The sequence below is a fragment of the Alcanivorax hongdengensis A-11-3 genome, from assembly GCF_000300995.1.
GTDB classification, from domain to species: Bacteria; Pseudomonadota; Gammaproteobacteria; order Pseudomonadales; family Alcanivoracaceae; genus Alcanivorax; species Alcanivorax hongdengensis.
Genome location: NZ_AMRJ01000020.1, coordinates 26,710 through 39,906 on the forward strand (window position 1 = coordinate 26,710; position 13,197 = coordinate 39,906).

At 62.7% G+C, this 13,197-nt stretch carries 13 protein-coding genes; 3 read left to right on the plus strand and 10 right to left on the minus strand.

The annotated features are described in order from the left end of the window. Window positions 1–144: 144 nt before the first annotated feature. The 6 genes from A11A3_RS12190 to A11A3_RS12215 all read right to left on the minus strand — a co-directional run bounded on the left by A11A3_RS12190 (window position 145) and on the right by A11A3_RS12215 (window position 5,538). The gene (locus A11A3_RS12190) at window positions 145–738 is read right to left on the minus strand and encodes a GNAT family N-acetyltransferase (protein WP_008929608.1); all 594 of its coding nucleotides are present in this window, start codon (window positions 736–738) and stop codon (window positions 145–147) included. Between the two features lie 114 nt (window positions 739–852). Beyond that, window positions 853–1,584: a sulfite exporter TauE/SafE family protein gene (locus tag A11A3_RS12195; RefSeq protein WP_040297152.1), complete on the minus strand. Its 732-nt coding sequence runs from the start codon at window positions 1,582–1,584 to the stop codon at window positions 853–855. Window positions 1,585–1,599: 15 nt separating this feature from the next. Then, entirely contained in the window at window positions 1,600–2,394 is a 795-nt protein-coding gene (locus tag A11A3_RS12200; protein WP_008929610.1) for an SDR family NAD(P)-dependent oxidoreductase, read from the minus strand. After that, window positions 2,391–3,329 carry an SDR family oxidoreductase gene (locus A11A3_RS12205; RefSeq protein ID WP_008929611.1) on the minus strand — a complete coding sequence of 313 codons (939 nt, stop codon included), beginning with the start codon at window positions 3,327–3,329 and terminating at the stop codon, window positions 2,391–2,393. Before A11A3_RS12205 ends, A11A3_RS12200 begins: the two co-directional genes overlap by 4 nt. Further along, on the minus strand, window positions 3,326–4,186 hold the full coding sequence (locus A11A3_RS12210) for a bile acid:sodium symporter family protein (RefSeq protein WP_008929612.1): 861 nt from the start codon (window positions 4,184–4,186) through the stop codon (window positions 3,326–3,328). The genes A11A3_RS12205 and A11A3_RS12210 overlap by 4 nt, the downstream gene beginning before the upstream one ends. A gap of 65 nt (window positions 4,187–4,251) precedes the next feature. Then, window positions 4,252–5,538 carry a flavin-containing monooxygenase gene (locus A11A3_RS12215; protein ID WP_008929613.1) on the minus strand — a complete coding sequence of 429 codons (1,287 nt, stop codon included), beginning with the start codon at window positions 5,536–5,538 and terminating at the stop codon, window positions 4,252–4,254. A gap of 123 nt (window positions 5,539–5,661) precedes the next feature. Here A11A3_RS12215 and A11A3_RS12220 point away from each other — a divergent pair, with 123 nt between their 5' ends. After that, window positions 5,662–6,624 carry an AraC family transcriptional regulator gene (locus tag A11A3_RS12220; protein WP_008929614.1) on the plus strand — a complete coding sequence of 321 codons (963 nt, stop codon included), beginning with the start codon at window positions 5,662–5,664 and terminating at the stop codon, window positions 6,622–6,624. On the opposite strand, the gene A11A3_RS12225 is transcribed toward A11A3_RS12220, so the two are convergent. Genes A11A3_RS12225 through A11A3_RS12240 form a run of 4 tightly spaced genes read right to left on the minus strand, consistent with a single transcriptional unit; the run spans window position 6,617 to window position 9,292 of the window. Next, window positions 6,617–7,483 carry a crotonase/enoyl-CoA hydratase family protein gene (locus A11A3_RS12225; protein WP_008929615.1) on the minus strand — a complete coding sequence of 289 codons (867 nt, stop codon included), beginning with the start codon at window positions 7,481–7,483 and terminating at the stop codon, window positions 6,617–6,619. The genes A11A3_RS12220 and A11A3_RS12225 overlap by 8 nt on opposite strands. 29 nt (window positions 7,484–7,512) lie before the next feature. Next, window positions 7,513–8,265 carry an AraC family transcriptional regulator gene (locus A11A3_RS12230; RefSeq protein ID WP_008929616.1) on the minus strand — a complete coding sequence of 251 codons (753 nt, stop codon included), beginning with the start codon at window positions 8,263–8,265 and terminating at the stop codon, window positions 7,513–7,515. 46 nt (window positions 8,266–8,311) lie between these two features. Beyond that, a complete protein-coding gene (locus A11A3_RS12235) occupies window positions 8,312–8,836 on the minus strand; it encodes an Mpo1 family 2-hydroxy fatty acid dioxygenase (RefSeq protein ID WP_237738863.1) in 525 nt (174 codons plus the stop codon). 48 nt (window positions 8,837–8,884) lie between these two features. Continuing rightward, complete coding sequence (locus tag A11A3_RS12240) at window positions 8,885–9,292, minus strand: CBS domain-containing protein (RefSeq protein WP_008929618.1); 408 nt, start codon at window positions 9,290–9,292, stop codon at window positions 8,885–8,887. 177 nt (window positions 9,293–9,469) lie between these two features. Between A11A3_RS12240 and A11A3_RS12245 the strand changes: the two genes are divergently transcribed. Continuing rightward, window positions 9,470–12,196 (plus strand): ATP-binding protein, encoded by a 2,727-nt coding sequence (locus A11A3_RS12245; protein ID WP_157375659.1) that lies wholly within the window; start codon window positions 9,470–9,472, stop codon window positions 12,194–12,196. Continuing rightward, window positions 12,189–12,998: a mechanosensitive ion channel family protein gene (locus A11A3_RS12250; protein ID WP_008929620.1), complete on the plus strand. Its 810-nt coding sequence runs from the start codon at window positions 12,189–12,191 to the stop codon at window positions 12,996–12,998. Before A11A3_RS12245 ends, A11A3_RS12250 begins: the two co-directional genes overlap by 8 nt. Window positions 12,999–13,197 lie beyond the last annotated feature (199 nt).

Below are 13,197 nucleotides of genomic sequence, written 5' to 3' on the forward strand. Positions count from 1 at the left end.
TTGTGACCCCCCTGTCACAGTGTGTAGAGAGTTATGTATGCTCCTTACAGAAAAACAACGCAACAAATTTCTGATAACTGGCCTCAATTCACATTAATTTGGCCAAAAAGTATGGTATTCGGCGATCAGCCCTTAGGCGTAGTGTCAGCCCAGCTCATGCTCCCAGAACTGAAGTTTTTTGCGGCTGGGGGCATTTTCGCCCACATCCGTCCACTCAAACGCCGCCTTCATGCCCGTGAGAGGCCGATAGCCCCGGTCCTGCCAGAATGGCTCCAGGGAGCGATAATGGGCCGGGCGACGCGGGTCATCCGCCGCCCGCTCCACCGCGCAGAAGGCAGTGCGGGAAAAGCCGAAATCCGCCGCGTATTGCTCGCGCAGGTCAAAGAAGCGGTGGCCGATCCCCTGCCCCCGGTAATCCGCCAGCAGCACCGACTCACCAAAATAGAACACCGCGTCCAGCTCACGCCCCGCCTCGCGGAAAGGCTGTTGAAAATCCTCATCCGCATCCACCAGCGGCAGCGCGGTGGCGGCACCGACCAGCCGGTTGAATTCCAGCGCCAGCACAAAGACGCTGCGGTCGGACTGGGCATAGCGGTCCAGATAGCCACGCTCGTAATCCAGCGAGCCGGCATAGAGGTAGGGGAAATCGCGAAACACCTGAATACGCAGGGCCGCCAACTCGTCAAGCCAGGGCTCCACGGCTATGCCGGTTACCGGCCTGATTTCCACTGTCGACATACGCTGCGCTCCGCTCCGGTGTCAGCCCCGATAATAGGGCCTTGGCGCGGGGTTGAAAAACCGCTGGCGCCGGCGGCGCCGCAGAGCATGCCAGCACGCGCCCGGTGCTGGCGATTAACGCGGCCAGGCCAGCGCCAGACCGGCAATCCACAACACCACGAACACCGCCTGACGGAAGCGCGCCTCATTGACCCGGTGATGCAGAAACTCGCCCAGCACCATGGCGACAATCACCACCGGCACCAGCACCGCCAGGTGCGCCAGCGCCGGAAACAGGCTGCCATCCAACGCGAAAACCACGGTCAGCAGACCATTCAGGCAGAACCACACCAGGATCAGGGTGGCGCGAAAGCGGGTCTTGGGCAGCGACAAACCGCTCAGGGCATAGACTAGCAGCGGCCCACCGGAAGCAAACAGCCCATGGGTAATCCCCGCCAGAAAGGTCCACAGTCGCGCCGCCCAGGGGCCATGAGGGTGGGTATCGAGACCGCGCCAGCTGCGCCACAGTTCTCGGCTGCTGAACCATAACACCAACACACCGAACAGGGACTTGAGCAACTGATCGCCCAGCCAGGGCCGCAGGCCATAGCCGGCCAGGGTACCGGCCACCATCAGCGGCAGGATCAGCTTCAGCAGGGTGGGCCAGTGAATCTCAGCGCGATAACGCCAGCTGAAAAAGCCGCTCATGATGATATTGAGCGGCACCAGCACCGGCAGTATTACTTCGATGGGTAGCAACAGGGCGCCCAGCGACAGGGCGATGACAATACTGCCGAACCCGGTCATGGCCTCGGTGGTGAAAGCCACAAAGATAAACAGCCCCAGGCATAGCCAGGGCAGGGTCAACAACGCCTCCACCGGTTACTGCTCCAGCTCGCTGGCGAACTTGCGCACCATCAGTTTCTGGTAGAGGTCCGGGGCCAGGCGCCACAGCAGGCTGGCGAACCAGGTGAAGCGGTCCGGAAACAGGCGTTTCTTGCCCGCATCCAGGGCATCGAAAATGCCGCTGGCCATCCACTCCGGGGTCTGCATGCGGCCGATCATGGACCGGCTGTGGCGGGCCGGCTTGCCATCATGGCCCAGGGCGTTCTTCTCGATGGGCGTATCCAGAAAGCTGGGGTAGACCATCAGCACCCGAATGCCATCACCGGCCACCTCGGCGCGCAATACCTCGAAGAACTGTGCCAGGGCACTCTTGGCACTGCAGTAACCGGCCCGGCCCAGCACCGGCATCCAGCCGGCCATGGAACCGATATTGATGATGGCACCGCGGCTCTCACGCAGTAGCGGCATACAGGCCAGGGTCAGGTCCACCGGTGCCTGCCAGTCCACCGCCATGACCTTGCGAAAGACGCTGGAAGCGGTACGCGCCGCCAGCGAACGGTGGGTAATACCGGCATTGTTGATCAGCACATCCAGCCGCTCCCCATTGTTGTGCAGCCACATGACCAGATCCTGCAACGCCTGGGCATCGGTGATATCCAGCGCCCGGCTGGCCACCCGCTGCGGGTCACGGCGGCCGAGCACCTCGGCCCGGGCTTCCAGCAGCACGGCGTTCATGTCCACCATCACCACCCGGTAGCCACGTTCGAAGGCGGCGGTGCTGAGTGCCCAGCCCAGGCCGGAGGCAGCCCCGGTAATCATCACGGTTTTCATAATTGTCCTCGCTGACGGGCATGCTCCACGAAATAACGGAACACCTGCTCGGAGGTTTTTTGCGGCTGATAGCCGAACTCCTCTTTCAGGCGGCGATTGCTGAGCACCGGTCGGTAACGCAGGAAGTTCACCTGCGCCGGCGCATAGCGGCTCACCCCCAGGCGCTGCCCCAACCACAGGGCGGAACGCACCGCCAGGGCCGGCACCACCACCAGCGGCTTGCCAAGAATGTCGGCGATTTGTCGCACCGACAGGGCGCCGTCGCCGGCCAGGTTGAAGATGCCTTCGGCATCGCTGGTAATGCCACGCTCAATGGCGCCGATCACGTCCTGATCCCAGATGAACACGAACGGCGATGGCGAGCCGGCAATACCCAGCACCCGTTTTTTCTCGAACAGGTTGGTGATCTGGTTGCGCGTGGCCGCGCCCAGCACCGTCCCCGGGCGCAGAATCAGTTGTCTGAGCTGCGGATAACGGCGGCGGTAATCGGCCAGCAGTTCCTCCACCAAGCGCTTGTGGTCCGAATAGGCAAACTCCGGGTTGCCGCGCAACGGGTCCTGCTCGTCGATCCATTCGGGATTGTCCGCATGGTATCCGTAGGCCGCCCCGGAACTGGTGACAATCACCTGCTGCACGCCAGTGGCCACGCAGGCCTCCAGCACATTGCGAGTGCCGTTCACGTCGATGTCGTAATCGCGGGCGCGATCTCCGGAATCTTCCAGCACCGCTGCCAGATGAACCACCTGGGTAATGTTGTGGCTGCGAATCAGCGACACCAGCCCGCTGTCACGAATGTCGCGCTTGAAGAACGGATAGTCCGCCTGATCCGGTTCGCGAATATCCAGGCCGATGACGTTGTGCTCGCGAGACAACCGGGAAGCCAGCTGACTGCCGATGTAGCCGGCGGCTCCGGTGATCAGAATCGTGCGTTTCATGCCTCCTCCCCGGGCCGACGTGACCAGATAAACGACAGGGTGAGACCGGAAATCAGATGCCAGACCCCCCAGAAGGCGGCGATCAGGATCATGCCGCTGGCCTGCGGGAAAAAGGTGAACAGAATCGACAGGCCAAGGCCGGAGTTCTGAATGCCCACCTCCAGCGTCACCGCCCGGCGGTCCCGGCGTGGCAGGCCGCTGACCCAGGAGGCCAGCGCCCCCATGGATAGCGCCAGGGCGTTATGCAGCACCACCAGCAACACAATGCGATGGGCGTTTTCGATAAACACATCCATGTTCTTGGAGAACGCCACCGCCACAAAGGTGAACAACACCAGCAGGGTGACGATGCGCATGGGTTTCTGTGCCTTCTCGGCAAACTGCGGGAAGTGACGGCCGGTGAGCATGCCCAGTAACAGGGGCACCGCCAGCACCAGCACCACCAGCACCAGGATATTCATGGAGTTGAGATGGATATCGGTGAGCAGCGGGCGGGTGTGCGGATTAAGCCAGCCATAGAGGGCAAAGTTGAACGGTGTCAGCACCGTGGCCGCCAGGCTGGAAATGGCGGTCATGCTCACCGACACCGCCACATTGGCCCGCGATAGCCAGGTCATGATGTTGGAAAAGGTGCCGCCCGGGCAGGACGCCACCAGAATCATGCCCAGCGCCATCTGCGGGTCCACCCGGAAATACCAGGTGGCCATGCAGGTGGCCGCCGGCAACAGCACGAACTGGGCCAGCAAGCCGACGATGGGGGCATCCGGGCGCTGTATCACCCGCTTGAAGTCCTCGCCTTTCAGCGACAGGGACACGCCGAACATCATGAACGCCAGGATCACGTTCAGGATCAGCAAATTCTCGGTATTGAAATGGATAACGACCTCCCCGGCCCGCGTTACGCGTTATGCCGTACTGCCTGTTATTTTTTGAATTGTTCGATATGGCCCAGCACCGCCTGGCGGTAGCTGTCCTTGTGAACGTAGTAGGCCATGCGCGCCAGTTTCAGGTACTGAAAGCCCCCATCCACCGGCTGGCTGGCCTGTTCTTTCTTGAGCTGGTCAAAGCCGGCCACGCAGGCTTTTTTCTGCTGGCGGGCACGGATATACAGCGCCACCATTTCGGCCTGTTCGTTGCGCCCCTCCCAGCCCAGGCCGGCGGCCTCCACCATGCCCATCATGAACAGGTTGTGGTACTGGGGATGGAACACATTGAGGTACAGGCGCGGAGCATCACTGTCCTGCCAGTTGAGATGCGCGCGGGAGATAAACGGGTAGTCGAGCTTGTAGCCGGTGGCCATCAGGATCAGGTCATAGTCCTGCTGATCGCCGTCGGCGAACGTCACCGTCTTGCCGTCCACCGCCTTGATATCGCGGCGCGCATGGATATCACCATGGCCCAGGTGATGCAGCACCAGCGAGTTGATCACCGGGTGGGATTCGTAGAGGCGATAATCCGGGTCGGGCAGGCCGTAATCACTGGGCGAGCCGATGATCAGCTTGATCAGGCGCGCATCCAGACGCTGCTTGAGCCCGCGCGGCAGCTTGAACTTGCCGCCAATGGTATCGGTGGGCTTGCCGGCAATGAACTTGGGCAGGAAGTAATAGCCCCGGCGCACGGACAGGTCCACGCTGGCCGCATGATGCACCGCATCCACGGCGATATCGCAGGCAGAGTTGCCACAGCCGACAATCAGTACCCGCTTGTCACGGAAGATATCCGGCGAGCAGTAGGTATTGGCATGCATCAGCTCGCCGTCGAACGCCCCCGGCAGAGGGACGTCATTGGGAGTATGCAGGGTGCCGTTGGCAATCAGCACGCCGTCGAAGTAACGCTTCTGGCTGACACCCTCACACTCGGTGGTGACCTGCCAGCCGTCGCCATCCGGCTCCACCTCCAGCACCCGGGTAGCAAACTCGTAGTGCTCGTAGAGCCCGAACTGGCGGGCATAATCCTGAAAATAGTTTTTCAGCTCGGAATGATGCGGATAGGTGGCCACCGAGTCCGCCATGGGGAATTCACGGAACTCCGTCATGGTCTTGGAAGAGATCAGATGCGCGGACTGGTACATGGTGCTGTGGGGATTATCGATATCCCACAGGCCACCCACATCACTGTGAAGTTCGAACCCCACAAAGGGGATATCGTACTTTTTCAGATTTCTGGCCGTGGCCAGCCCCATGGGGCCGGCGCCAATGACTGCGTACATAGCTTTCCCGAATCAACATTTGCCCACCGTAGGCGGGCCGGTTTTTGTTATGCTTGGTACTTTAGGGCCAGAACGCCACGGCGGCATGGCCAATTCAGGACCAGCCACGGTTAATTCGGGACCATGCCCCATACCCCCACGGTGACAGTGCGCTTTACCCAGGCCATCAGCCAGGCCGCCCGACGACTGGGCTTTGCCCTGCCCGACGACCTGCAGGAAGCCTTTGCCGACCGCCCGCGGGTGGACCTGGAACTGCAGGACCGCATCTGGGAAACCTTCTGCCAGCAGGCCAGCGACCCGCTGGTGGGCCTGCAACTGGGGCTGGAAATCCAGGTGGGCCATCTGGATACCGTCGGCATGGTGCTGATGAGCTGCGAAACCGTGGCCGAGGCGCTGGACTCCCTGCTCGACTACCACCCCATCGTCGGCGAGGGTGGCGACTTTGATTACCGGGTGGAAGGCGAACGCTGCGCCATCGACTATCGCCCGCATTTCCACACCCGCCAGGCTGAACGGGTGGAAGCGGTGATGGCCTCGCTGCTCAACCTGAGCCGCTGGACCACCGGCGAACGCCTGCACCCCCTGGGCATCAGCCTGGCCCACGGCGCCCTGGATGATGCGGCCCGTTATACGCAACGGCTCGGCGTGCCGGTGGAGTTCAACCGTGACCGCAACACCCTGTGGATTCCCGCCAGCGACCTGCAACTGCCGCTGATTCACGCCAACCCGGCCCTCTGCCAGCATCTGCGCACCCTGGCCGATCAGGTGCTTGAGCAACTGGGCAGCCAGTCCCTGAGCGCACAGGTACGCGACCTGTTGCGCCAGCACCCGCACTGGGGCAAGGAAAAAACCGGCGAAAAGCTCAATATGAGCGGCCGCCACCTGGTCAGGAAACTGAGCGAGGAAGGCACCAGCTTCAAGCTGCTGCGTGATGCCCTGCTGCAGAACATGGCCGAACAGGCCCTGGGCCGCGGGGAGCGGCCCGGCGAGGTGGCCGAGCAACTGGGCTTTTCTGATGAGAGCGCCTTTTCCAAGGCGTTCAAGCGCTGGACCGGCAAGACACCGGCCCAGTTTCGCACTACTTGAGCGGCGGCTCCGGCCAGAAAGAGAACCCCTTGGGCACATCGTGCAGGGGGGTATCGAACACCGGGTCGCGCTTTTCCAGGAAAGCGGTAAAGCCGTCTCGACCATCCCAGAACATGTTGCTCCAGTAGATCATTTTCGACTCCACCACGTGGGCCTGCTTGGGGTGATCAAAGGTCGGGTTGCGCCACAGCATCTGCTTGGCCAGCGCCACCGCCACCGGCGAGCTCTTGGCAATCAGCTTTCTGGCCATGGCCTGGGCCGCCTCCAGCACGCTCTCCTTGTCATGGGCACTGTGGAACAGGCCGGCCTCCACGCCCTCTTCGGACAGGAAGATATCACCGCTGAGCACCCACTCCATGGCTTTCTGCATGCCCACCACCCGCGGCAGGAACCAGGAGGAACAGGCCTCCGGCGTCAGACCACGCTGGGTGAACACAAAGCCCACCTTGGTATTAGCCGCCACCAGCCGGATATCCATGGGCAAGGTCATGGTCATGCCGACGCCCACCGCCGGGCCGTTGATGGCACCGATCACCGGCTTGCGACAACGGAAAATGGCCAGCGACACCTCACCACCGGAGTCGCGGATTTTCGACAGCGGCGGCTCCATGCCCTCGGCATCGTCATAGCCGAACACCTGGCCGCCATCCTCGGGCTGCATTTCCATGCCGGCACAGAAGGCCCGGCCGGCGCCGGTGACCACCACCGCCCGCACATCGTCATTGCAATCCGCTTCGCCGAAGGCATGCACCAGCTCGTCTTTCATGCGCAGGGTAAAGGCATTGAGACGGTCCGGGCGGTTAAGAGTAATGGTAAGAATCTGGTCCGCCAGTTCGGTGCGGATATGCTGGTAGTCCATGCGGCCTCCTTTGTTATTGTGACAGCGCGCTACATCGGCAGGTGCACAATGCGCACGGGACGTTCCCGAGCATAGCGCGATGGCAAGGCATCGAACATGGCCCGAAGCGTGCGATTGAGATGCGGTTGGTCATAGAAGCCGGCGGCCACCGCCAGTTCGGTAAAGCTCATGCCGGATTTCCACAGCATCAGCGCCCGCTGACACTTGAGATGCAACAGATAGCGTTTCAGGGTGACGCCCATTTGCTCGCGGAAAAGATGCCGAAAGCGCGACTCGGACAACCCGGCCCGGGCCGCCAGTACCGCCACGCCAGGGAGCGGGTCACTGTCCTTGAGATACTGGCAACAGCGGGCAATACGCGGGTCCAGCGGGGCGCTTTCCGCGCCCTCGCGCAGGGCCTCGATCACCACCGTGGCCCGTTGCGGCTGCGGGGCAGCGGCCAGTTGCCCAAGCTGCTGACAGAGCCATTGCTGGCGGGCCGTGGACAGGCCATGGGCCTTCAGGGCACACCAGGCCGGCTCATCCGGGTCCAGGTGAATCACCGCCACCGGCCCGTCACTGGCCAGATCCTGCTCGCGCTCCGGCGCCACCAGCACGACCCGGCCCTGCATCACCTCGCCATCCGCATCCACGCGCACGTCGCCATCCAGCCCCACCAGCAGCGAGGCCGCCACATGACGGTGGGGGCGGTTATGCAGGGAAGGTAGCAACATCAGCCAGCCACCGCGCCACAGAAACAGGGGCGGCAGGGCAGAATCAGGCACCGGCGGAGAATCACTCATAGCCGGTCATCATGCCGGGCCCGGGCGGGCCCGGCAATCGGCGGGCTCAGGCCTGCGTGTGAGTACGCCGCAGCCCCAGACGCTGGGCCACTTCCAGGCTGACGAACATGGGGCCCACCAGCAGGAACACCAGGTCATCCACAAAGGACGGCTTCTTGCCTTCCACCTTGTGACCCCAGACCTGCACCGCCCAGGCCGCCAGCCAGACGGCAGCGGATGTCCAACCCAGCGACAGGGCGCTGCGATCCACCGCCACGATCAACGCCAGCGAGGCGGCTAGCCACAGGGCCATCAGCACCGTCATGCCGGCGGACATGCGCAGATAAAACGGCATGCAAATGGCCGCCAGGATGGTGCCGCCGTTGAGCCACTGGGCCCAGGCGCCGGACAGGCCCAGCCACTGCCCCACCGGCAACAGCCAGAACAGGCCCAGGGTGGACACGAAGATGGCCGGCACACAGATTATGTGCACCCACTGATTGACCGGGTTCTGGTGACTTTCGCCATAATCGGCCAGGAAGGTATTGAGGTCGCGCATGGCGGCACTCCCGTTGTTATGGAATACCACCATGCTACTCACCGCCGGGCGGCGGCAATTGTAAGAAACGGCTAGGGAGCCCTAGTCACAGCCCCGGCGGCTGTCCTTGAGGGCGCGCATCACCTGCTCACGGGTCAACAGCCCCACCAAGGTGCCGCGGTCATCCACCACCGGGTAGATCTTGGGCTTCTGCTTGATCATCATTTCCGCCACGTTGACCACGGAATCGTCCGGTTTCACCGTCAGCGGCTCATCGTGCATGATCTCCTCCACCACCAGTGCCCCTTCACAGTGGTAGCTCGACACCAGCAGCTGGCGCAGGCAGTCCTGCTCGGAGACAAAGCCGATCACCTTCTGCTCCGCATTGATCACCGGCAAACCGGTGTATTTGTGTTGCAGCAGCAGATCCACCACTTCAGTGAGCTCGGTACCGGCCTTCACCGACACCGGGTGACGGGCCATCAGAGCCCGCACAGTCAGGTCGCTCATGGGTCTCTCCTTGGCGTGCGATCCTTGTGTTTCGACTATAGCACCCTGCCCGCCGGCGTCTCCCGTTAATTTGCCATGGCCACCATTGGCAATGCCTGTGGCCCACACAATACAAGTGACGCCGGCCCTGTTACCTTTACAATGATTGATACCGGGGACCAGCTAACAGGACAGGGAATGACACGTTGCGGTATGGGTTTGGCAGGAATCTTTCTCGGTCTGATGCTGCTGTCACCGGCCCGGGCCGCCGAGCCGGACAGCGCCGCCTGCCAGGCGGCCAGAACCCTGCTGGCCAAGCTCAGTGAACAGCAACAGCAACTGGCCGGCCAGCAGCAGGCCCTCGACGCCCTGCTCGACGGCACCCTGCCCACTCGCCTGGACACGCTCAACGAGCAACTGGGCCAGCCACTGGATGCGCCCCTGCCGTTAACCCGCCCGGCGCCAGCCAGGCGCCCAACGCCCGATAGCAAATGCCCGTCCCTGCAGGATGACATCAGCGTCCTCAGTGACCAGATCAACAGCCTCAGGGCCGCTAATGAACAATTACGGCGACAGGTGCTCACCCTTCCACTGCCCCAACGCCGGGCCTTTGCCACCCTGCTGCAACTGCGCGAGCAACTGCGGCAGGTCACCGGTAGTCCGCCACCCCCGGCCGCCCAGCCACTGCTACAACATATCGACAGCGTGCTGGCCACTCTGGCACCGCTGGCCCGGCAGCAATACAGCACGGTACTCGAACAGCTGGACCGCCTCTGGTATCTGCCGCCCACGGTGGAGCAGAGCACCGATATCGACCATGACACCTACCTGCAACTGATGGGGCTGCGTCTGCAGATGCAGGCGCAGATTCGCAAGCTGCGCGCCGACCTCTGGCAGCGCCGCTCGCTGTGGCAAATGGTGGCCAGCCTGGGCGGCTTCCAGCAGGTGCCGGGCATCCTGGCCCACGAGGCCGAACGCATCGCCCGCCAGGGCCTGGATATCTTTACCCTGACGCGCAGTGACCTGAGCCACGAAGGGCATCATCCGCGCACCGTGCCGGTGATCAAGAATCTGGTCGCCGTGATACTGGGTATTGCCGCCTTTGTGCTGCTGGTGCGCCTGGCCGGGCGCAGCCGGCGCGCCGCCCTCAACCTGCATGACCGGGTGATCCGGGCCAGCGGTGACCGCCGCTGGCTGTGGAACATCAGTCGCCTGATCAGCGGCCTGGCCCCGGCGCTGCCCTGGATTCTGATCTGGCTGGTGCTCGATGCCCTGTCCCCCTGGCTGGACCAGCCCGCCACCCGCCTGCTGTTCTGGCTGCTGCCGGTGGCCAAGGCTTACGTGATCTTCGGGCTGATGTGTCTGGGCGGGGAATGGCTGTTGCTGCGGGTGGCCCAGGGCGCCGGGCGCTACCTCAACAGTGAACAGAGTGGCCAGGCCACCGGCCAGGCCCGCCGCTTTGCCCTGACCCTGCTACCGTTGTGGCTGGCGATGATGATGATCCAGGCCAGCCTGGGTCCGTCACTGCTGTATTACCTGGTGGGCATGGTGCTGCTGACCGCCCTCTACCTGGCACTGGGGCGGCTGCTGGTACAGCGCCGGGACGATTACTGTATCTGCCTGCAAGCACTGCTGCCCTCACGGCTGGACCCGGCAGTAGAAGTGCTGCTACACCCGGCGGTGTTCTGGCTGTTTGCACCGCTGCTGCTACCGGTAGCGCTGGTCAGCTTTGCGGTCACCTTCACCGACCGGGTACTGGGGGAATTCGACTGGTATGTGCGGCTCAAGGCCCGCTGGTTCCGGCTGCGCACCCGGGTCGCCGAGGGCAGCAGCGAAGACGATGGCACGGAAGCGCCCAAGAGCGAACACTACGAACGCTGGTTTGCCGCCACAGTCCCCGAGGGCAGCAAGATGCCGGTGATCGACACCGGGCTGGCCAGCGCCATGGAGAAATCCATCCAGCGCTGGCACGAAGACAAGACCGATGAAAACGCCCTGATCGTGGCCGGCGAAAAGGGTTGTGGCAAAAGTCTCAGCCTGCAACGGCTGGAAAAGGCTCTGGCGCAAAGCTGCCCGGACCTGAACATTGTGCCCCTTTCCGTACCCGCCAAGACCTGCACACCGGAGGCAATCTATACGCTGGTGGGCGAGGCCCTGGACACGGATCTGAGCCAGGGGCCGGGGGCGCTGGTGGAAAGCGACGAGGGCCGGGCGCCCACCCTGCTGGTGCTGGACGAAGGTCAGAATTTCTTTCTCGCCAGCATCGGCGGGCTGGATGGCTGGCGCGCCGTGCAGGGGCTGCTCAACGCGCGGCTCAACAATATCTTCCTGCTGTTGATGATCAACAACCAGAGCTGGGCCTACCTGAACAATGTGTTCGGTCACGACTCTCCGTCACGCAACGTGATCCGCGTGAAGCGCTGGGGCCAGACCGACCTGCGCGCCCTGATCCTGTCCCGCCATCAGCTGAGCGGCTATACCCTGCGCTACGACGAGGCCCTGCTGTCTTCACGGGGCCCGGAAGCCGGCAATGTGCGCAATGCCGAGCAACGCTATTTCAGCCTGTTGTGGGATGCCAGCCGCGGCAACCCCATGGTCGCCCTGCGCCTGTGGCTGACCAGCTCCAAGCTGCGCGGCAAACAGGTCCTGGTGGGGCTGCCGACACCGCCTTCGGCAAGTGTCCTGGATGGCATGGGCGATACCGCCCTGTTCGTTTATGCCGCCATTGCCACCCATGAAAACCTGACCACCGCCGAGATCAGCGCCGTCACGCACCTGGCCGAGCCGGTGGTGCGCTACGCCCTGAAAGCCGGTTTTGATACCGGTTTTCTGCAAAAATCCGAAGACGGCCGTTACCGGCTGGTGCCCCTCTGGTACCAGCAGGTCATCAGTTATCTGACAGGGAAGAATCTGCTCAATGAATGAGAGCAACAATATCGTCAACGACCTGGCCGTAGTGGTCGAGCTGTTCAACGTCTACGCGTTGCTGCTGCTGTTCATCGGCGGCTTCATGCTGTGGGCCATGAACTGGGGGCTCAACCGGCTCAGCCAGAAAGTGACCGATAAAATGCCCACCCGGCGTTTTCTGATTCTGCAGGTCACCACCCTGATCAGCTTCGTGCTGTACACCGTGGGCAGCATTGCCCTGATCATTGGCGTGCTCAACCCGCCCAAGGAATTCCTGCTGGCCGCCGGCGGCTCCATTGCCGTGGCACTGGGGTTTGCACTCAAGGATATCGCGGCGTCACTGGTGGCCGGCCTGCTGCTGTTGTTCGACCGGCCGTTCCGGGTCGGTGACCGGGTCAGCTTTGATGATGTTTACGGTGAAATCGTTTCCATCGGTCTGCGTACCGTGCGCTTGCAAACCCTGGACGACAACCTGGTGACCATTCCCAACTCCCGCTTCATCACCGATGTGGTGGCCTCCGGCAACGCCGGCGAGCTGGACATGATGGTGGTCACCGACTTCCACATCGCCCTGGATGAAGATATCGAAAAGGCCCGCGCCCTGGTGGAGGAAGTGATCGTCACCAGCCGCTTTGCCTTCCTGAAAAAACCGGTGAGCTTCGCCATCGAGGAAGTGATCGTCGGCTACAAGCTGGCCATCCGCCTGCGGGCCAAGGCCTATGTGCTGGACGTGCATTACGAAAAGGCCTTCCAGAGCGATATCGTGGTGCGCGTCTCCCAGCGCTTCGTGGAAGAAGGTATCGCCCGGCCGCCACAGTAATCAGGTTCATCGCAGAATGGCGGGAATTCAGCCTGGTCTGAGGTCTGAGGTCTGAGGTCTGAGGTCTGAGGTCTGAGGTCTGAGGTCTGAGGTCTGAGGTCTGAGGTCTTGAGGTTCTGAGGTCTGAGGTCTGAGGTCTGAGGTCTGAGGTCGGACGCGATAGGCTGCTTGCCGGCGAAGGAGATAGACGTGCGCTGCA

Coding starts and splice junctions, on each gene's coding strand:
- A11A3_RS12240 (WP_008929618.1), bottom strand. CDS start 9,292: ATGAGCGACCTGACTGTGCGGGCTCTGATGGCCCGTCACCCGGTGTCG.
- A11A3_RS12200 (WP_008929610.1), bottom strand. CDS start 2,394: ATGAAAACCGTGATGATTACCGGGGCTGCCTCCGGCCTGGGCTGGGCA.
- A11A3_RS12245 (WP_157375659.1), top strand. CDS start 9,470: ATGACACGTTGCGGTATGGGTTTGGCAGGAATCTTTCTCGGTCTGATG.
- A11A3_RS12220 (WP_008929614.1), top strand. CDS start 5,662: ATGCCCCATACCCCCACGGTGACAGTGCGCTTTACCCAGGCCATCAGC.
- A11A3_RS12230 (WP_008929616.1), bottom strand. CDS start 8,265: ATGAGTGATTCTCCGCCGGTGCCTGATTCTGCCCTGCCGCCCCTGTTT.
- A11A3_RS12205 (WP_008929611.1), bottom strand. CDS start 3,329: ATGAAACGCACGATTCTGATCACCGGAGCCGCCGGCTACATCGGCAGT.
- A11A3_RS12250 (WP_008929620.1), top strand. CDS start 12,189: ATGAATGAGAGCAACAATATCGTCAACGACCTGGCCGTAGTGGTCGAG.
- A11A3_RS12225 (WP_008929615.1), bottom strand. CDS start 7,483: ATGGACTACCAGCATATCCGCACCGAACTGGCGGACCAGATTCTTACC.
- A11A3_RS12190 (WP_008929608.1), bottom strand. CDS start 738: ATGTCGACAGTGGAAATCAGGCCGGTAACCGGCATAGCCGTGGAGCCC.
- A11A3_RS12215 (WP_008929613.1), bottom strand. CDS start 5,538: ATGTACGCAGTCATTGGCGCCGGCCCCATGGGGCTGGCCACGGCCAGA.
- A11A3_RS12235 (WP_237738863.1), bottom strand. CDS start 8,836: ATGGTGGTATTCCATAACAACGGGAGTGCCGCCATGCGCGACCTCAAT.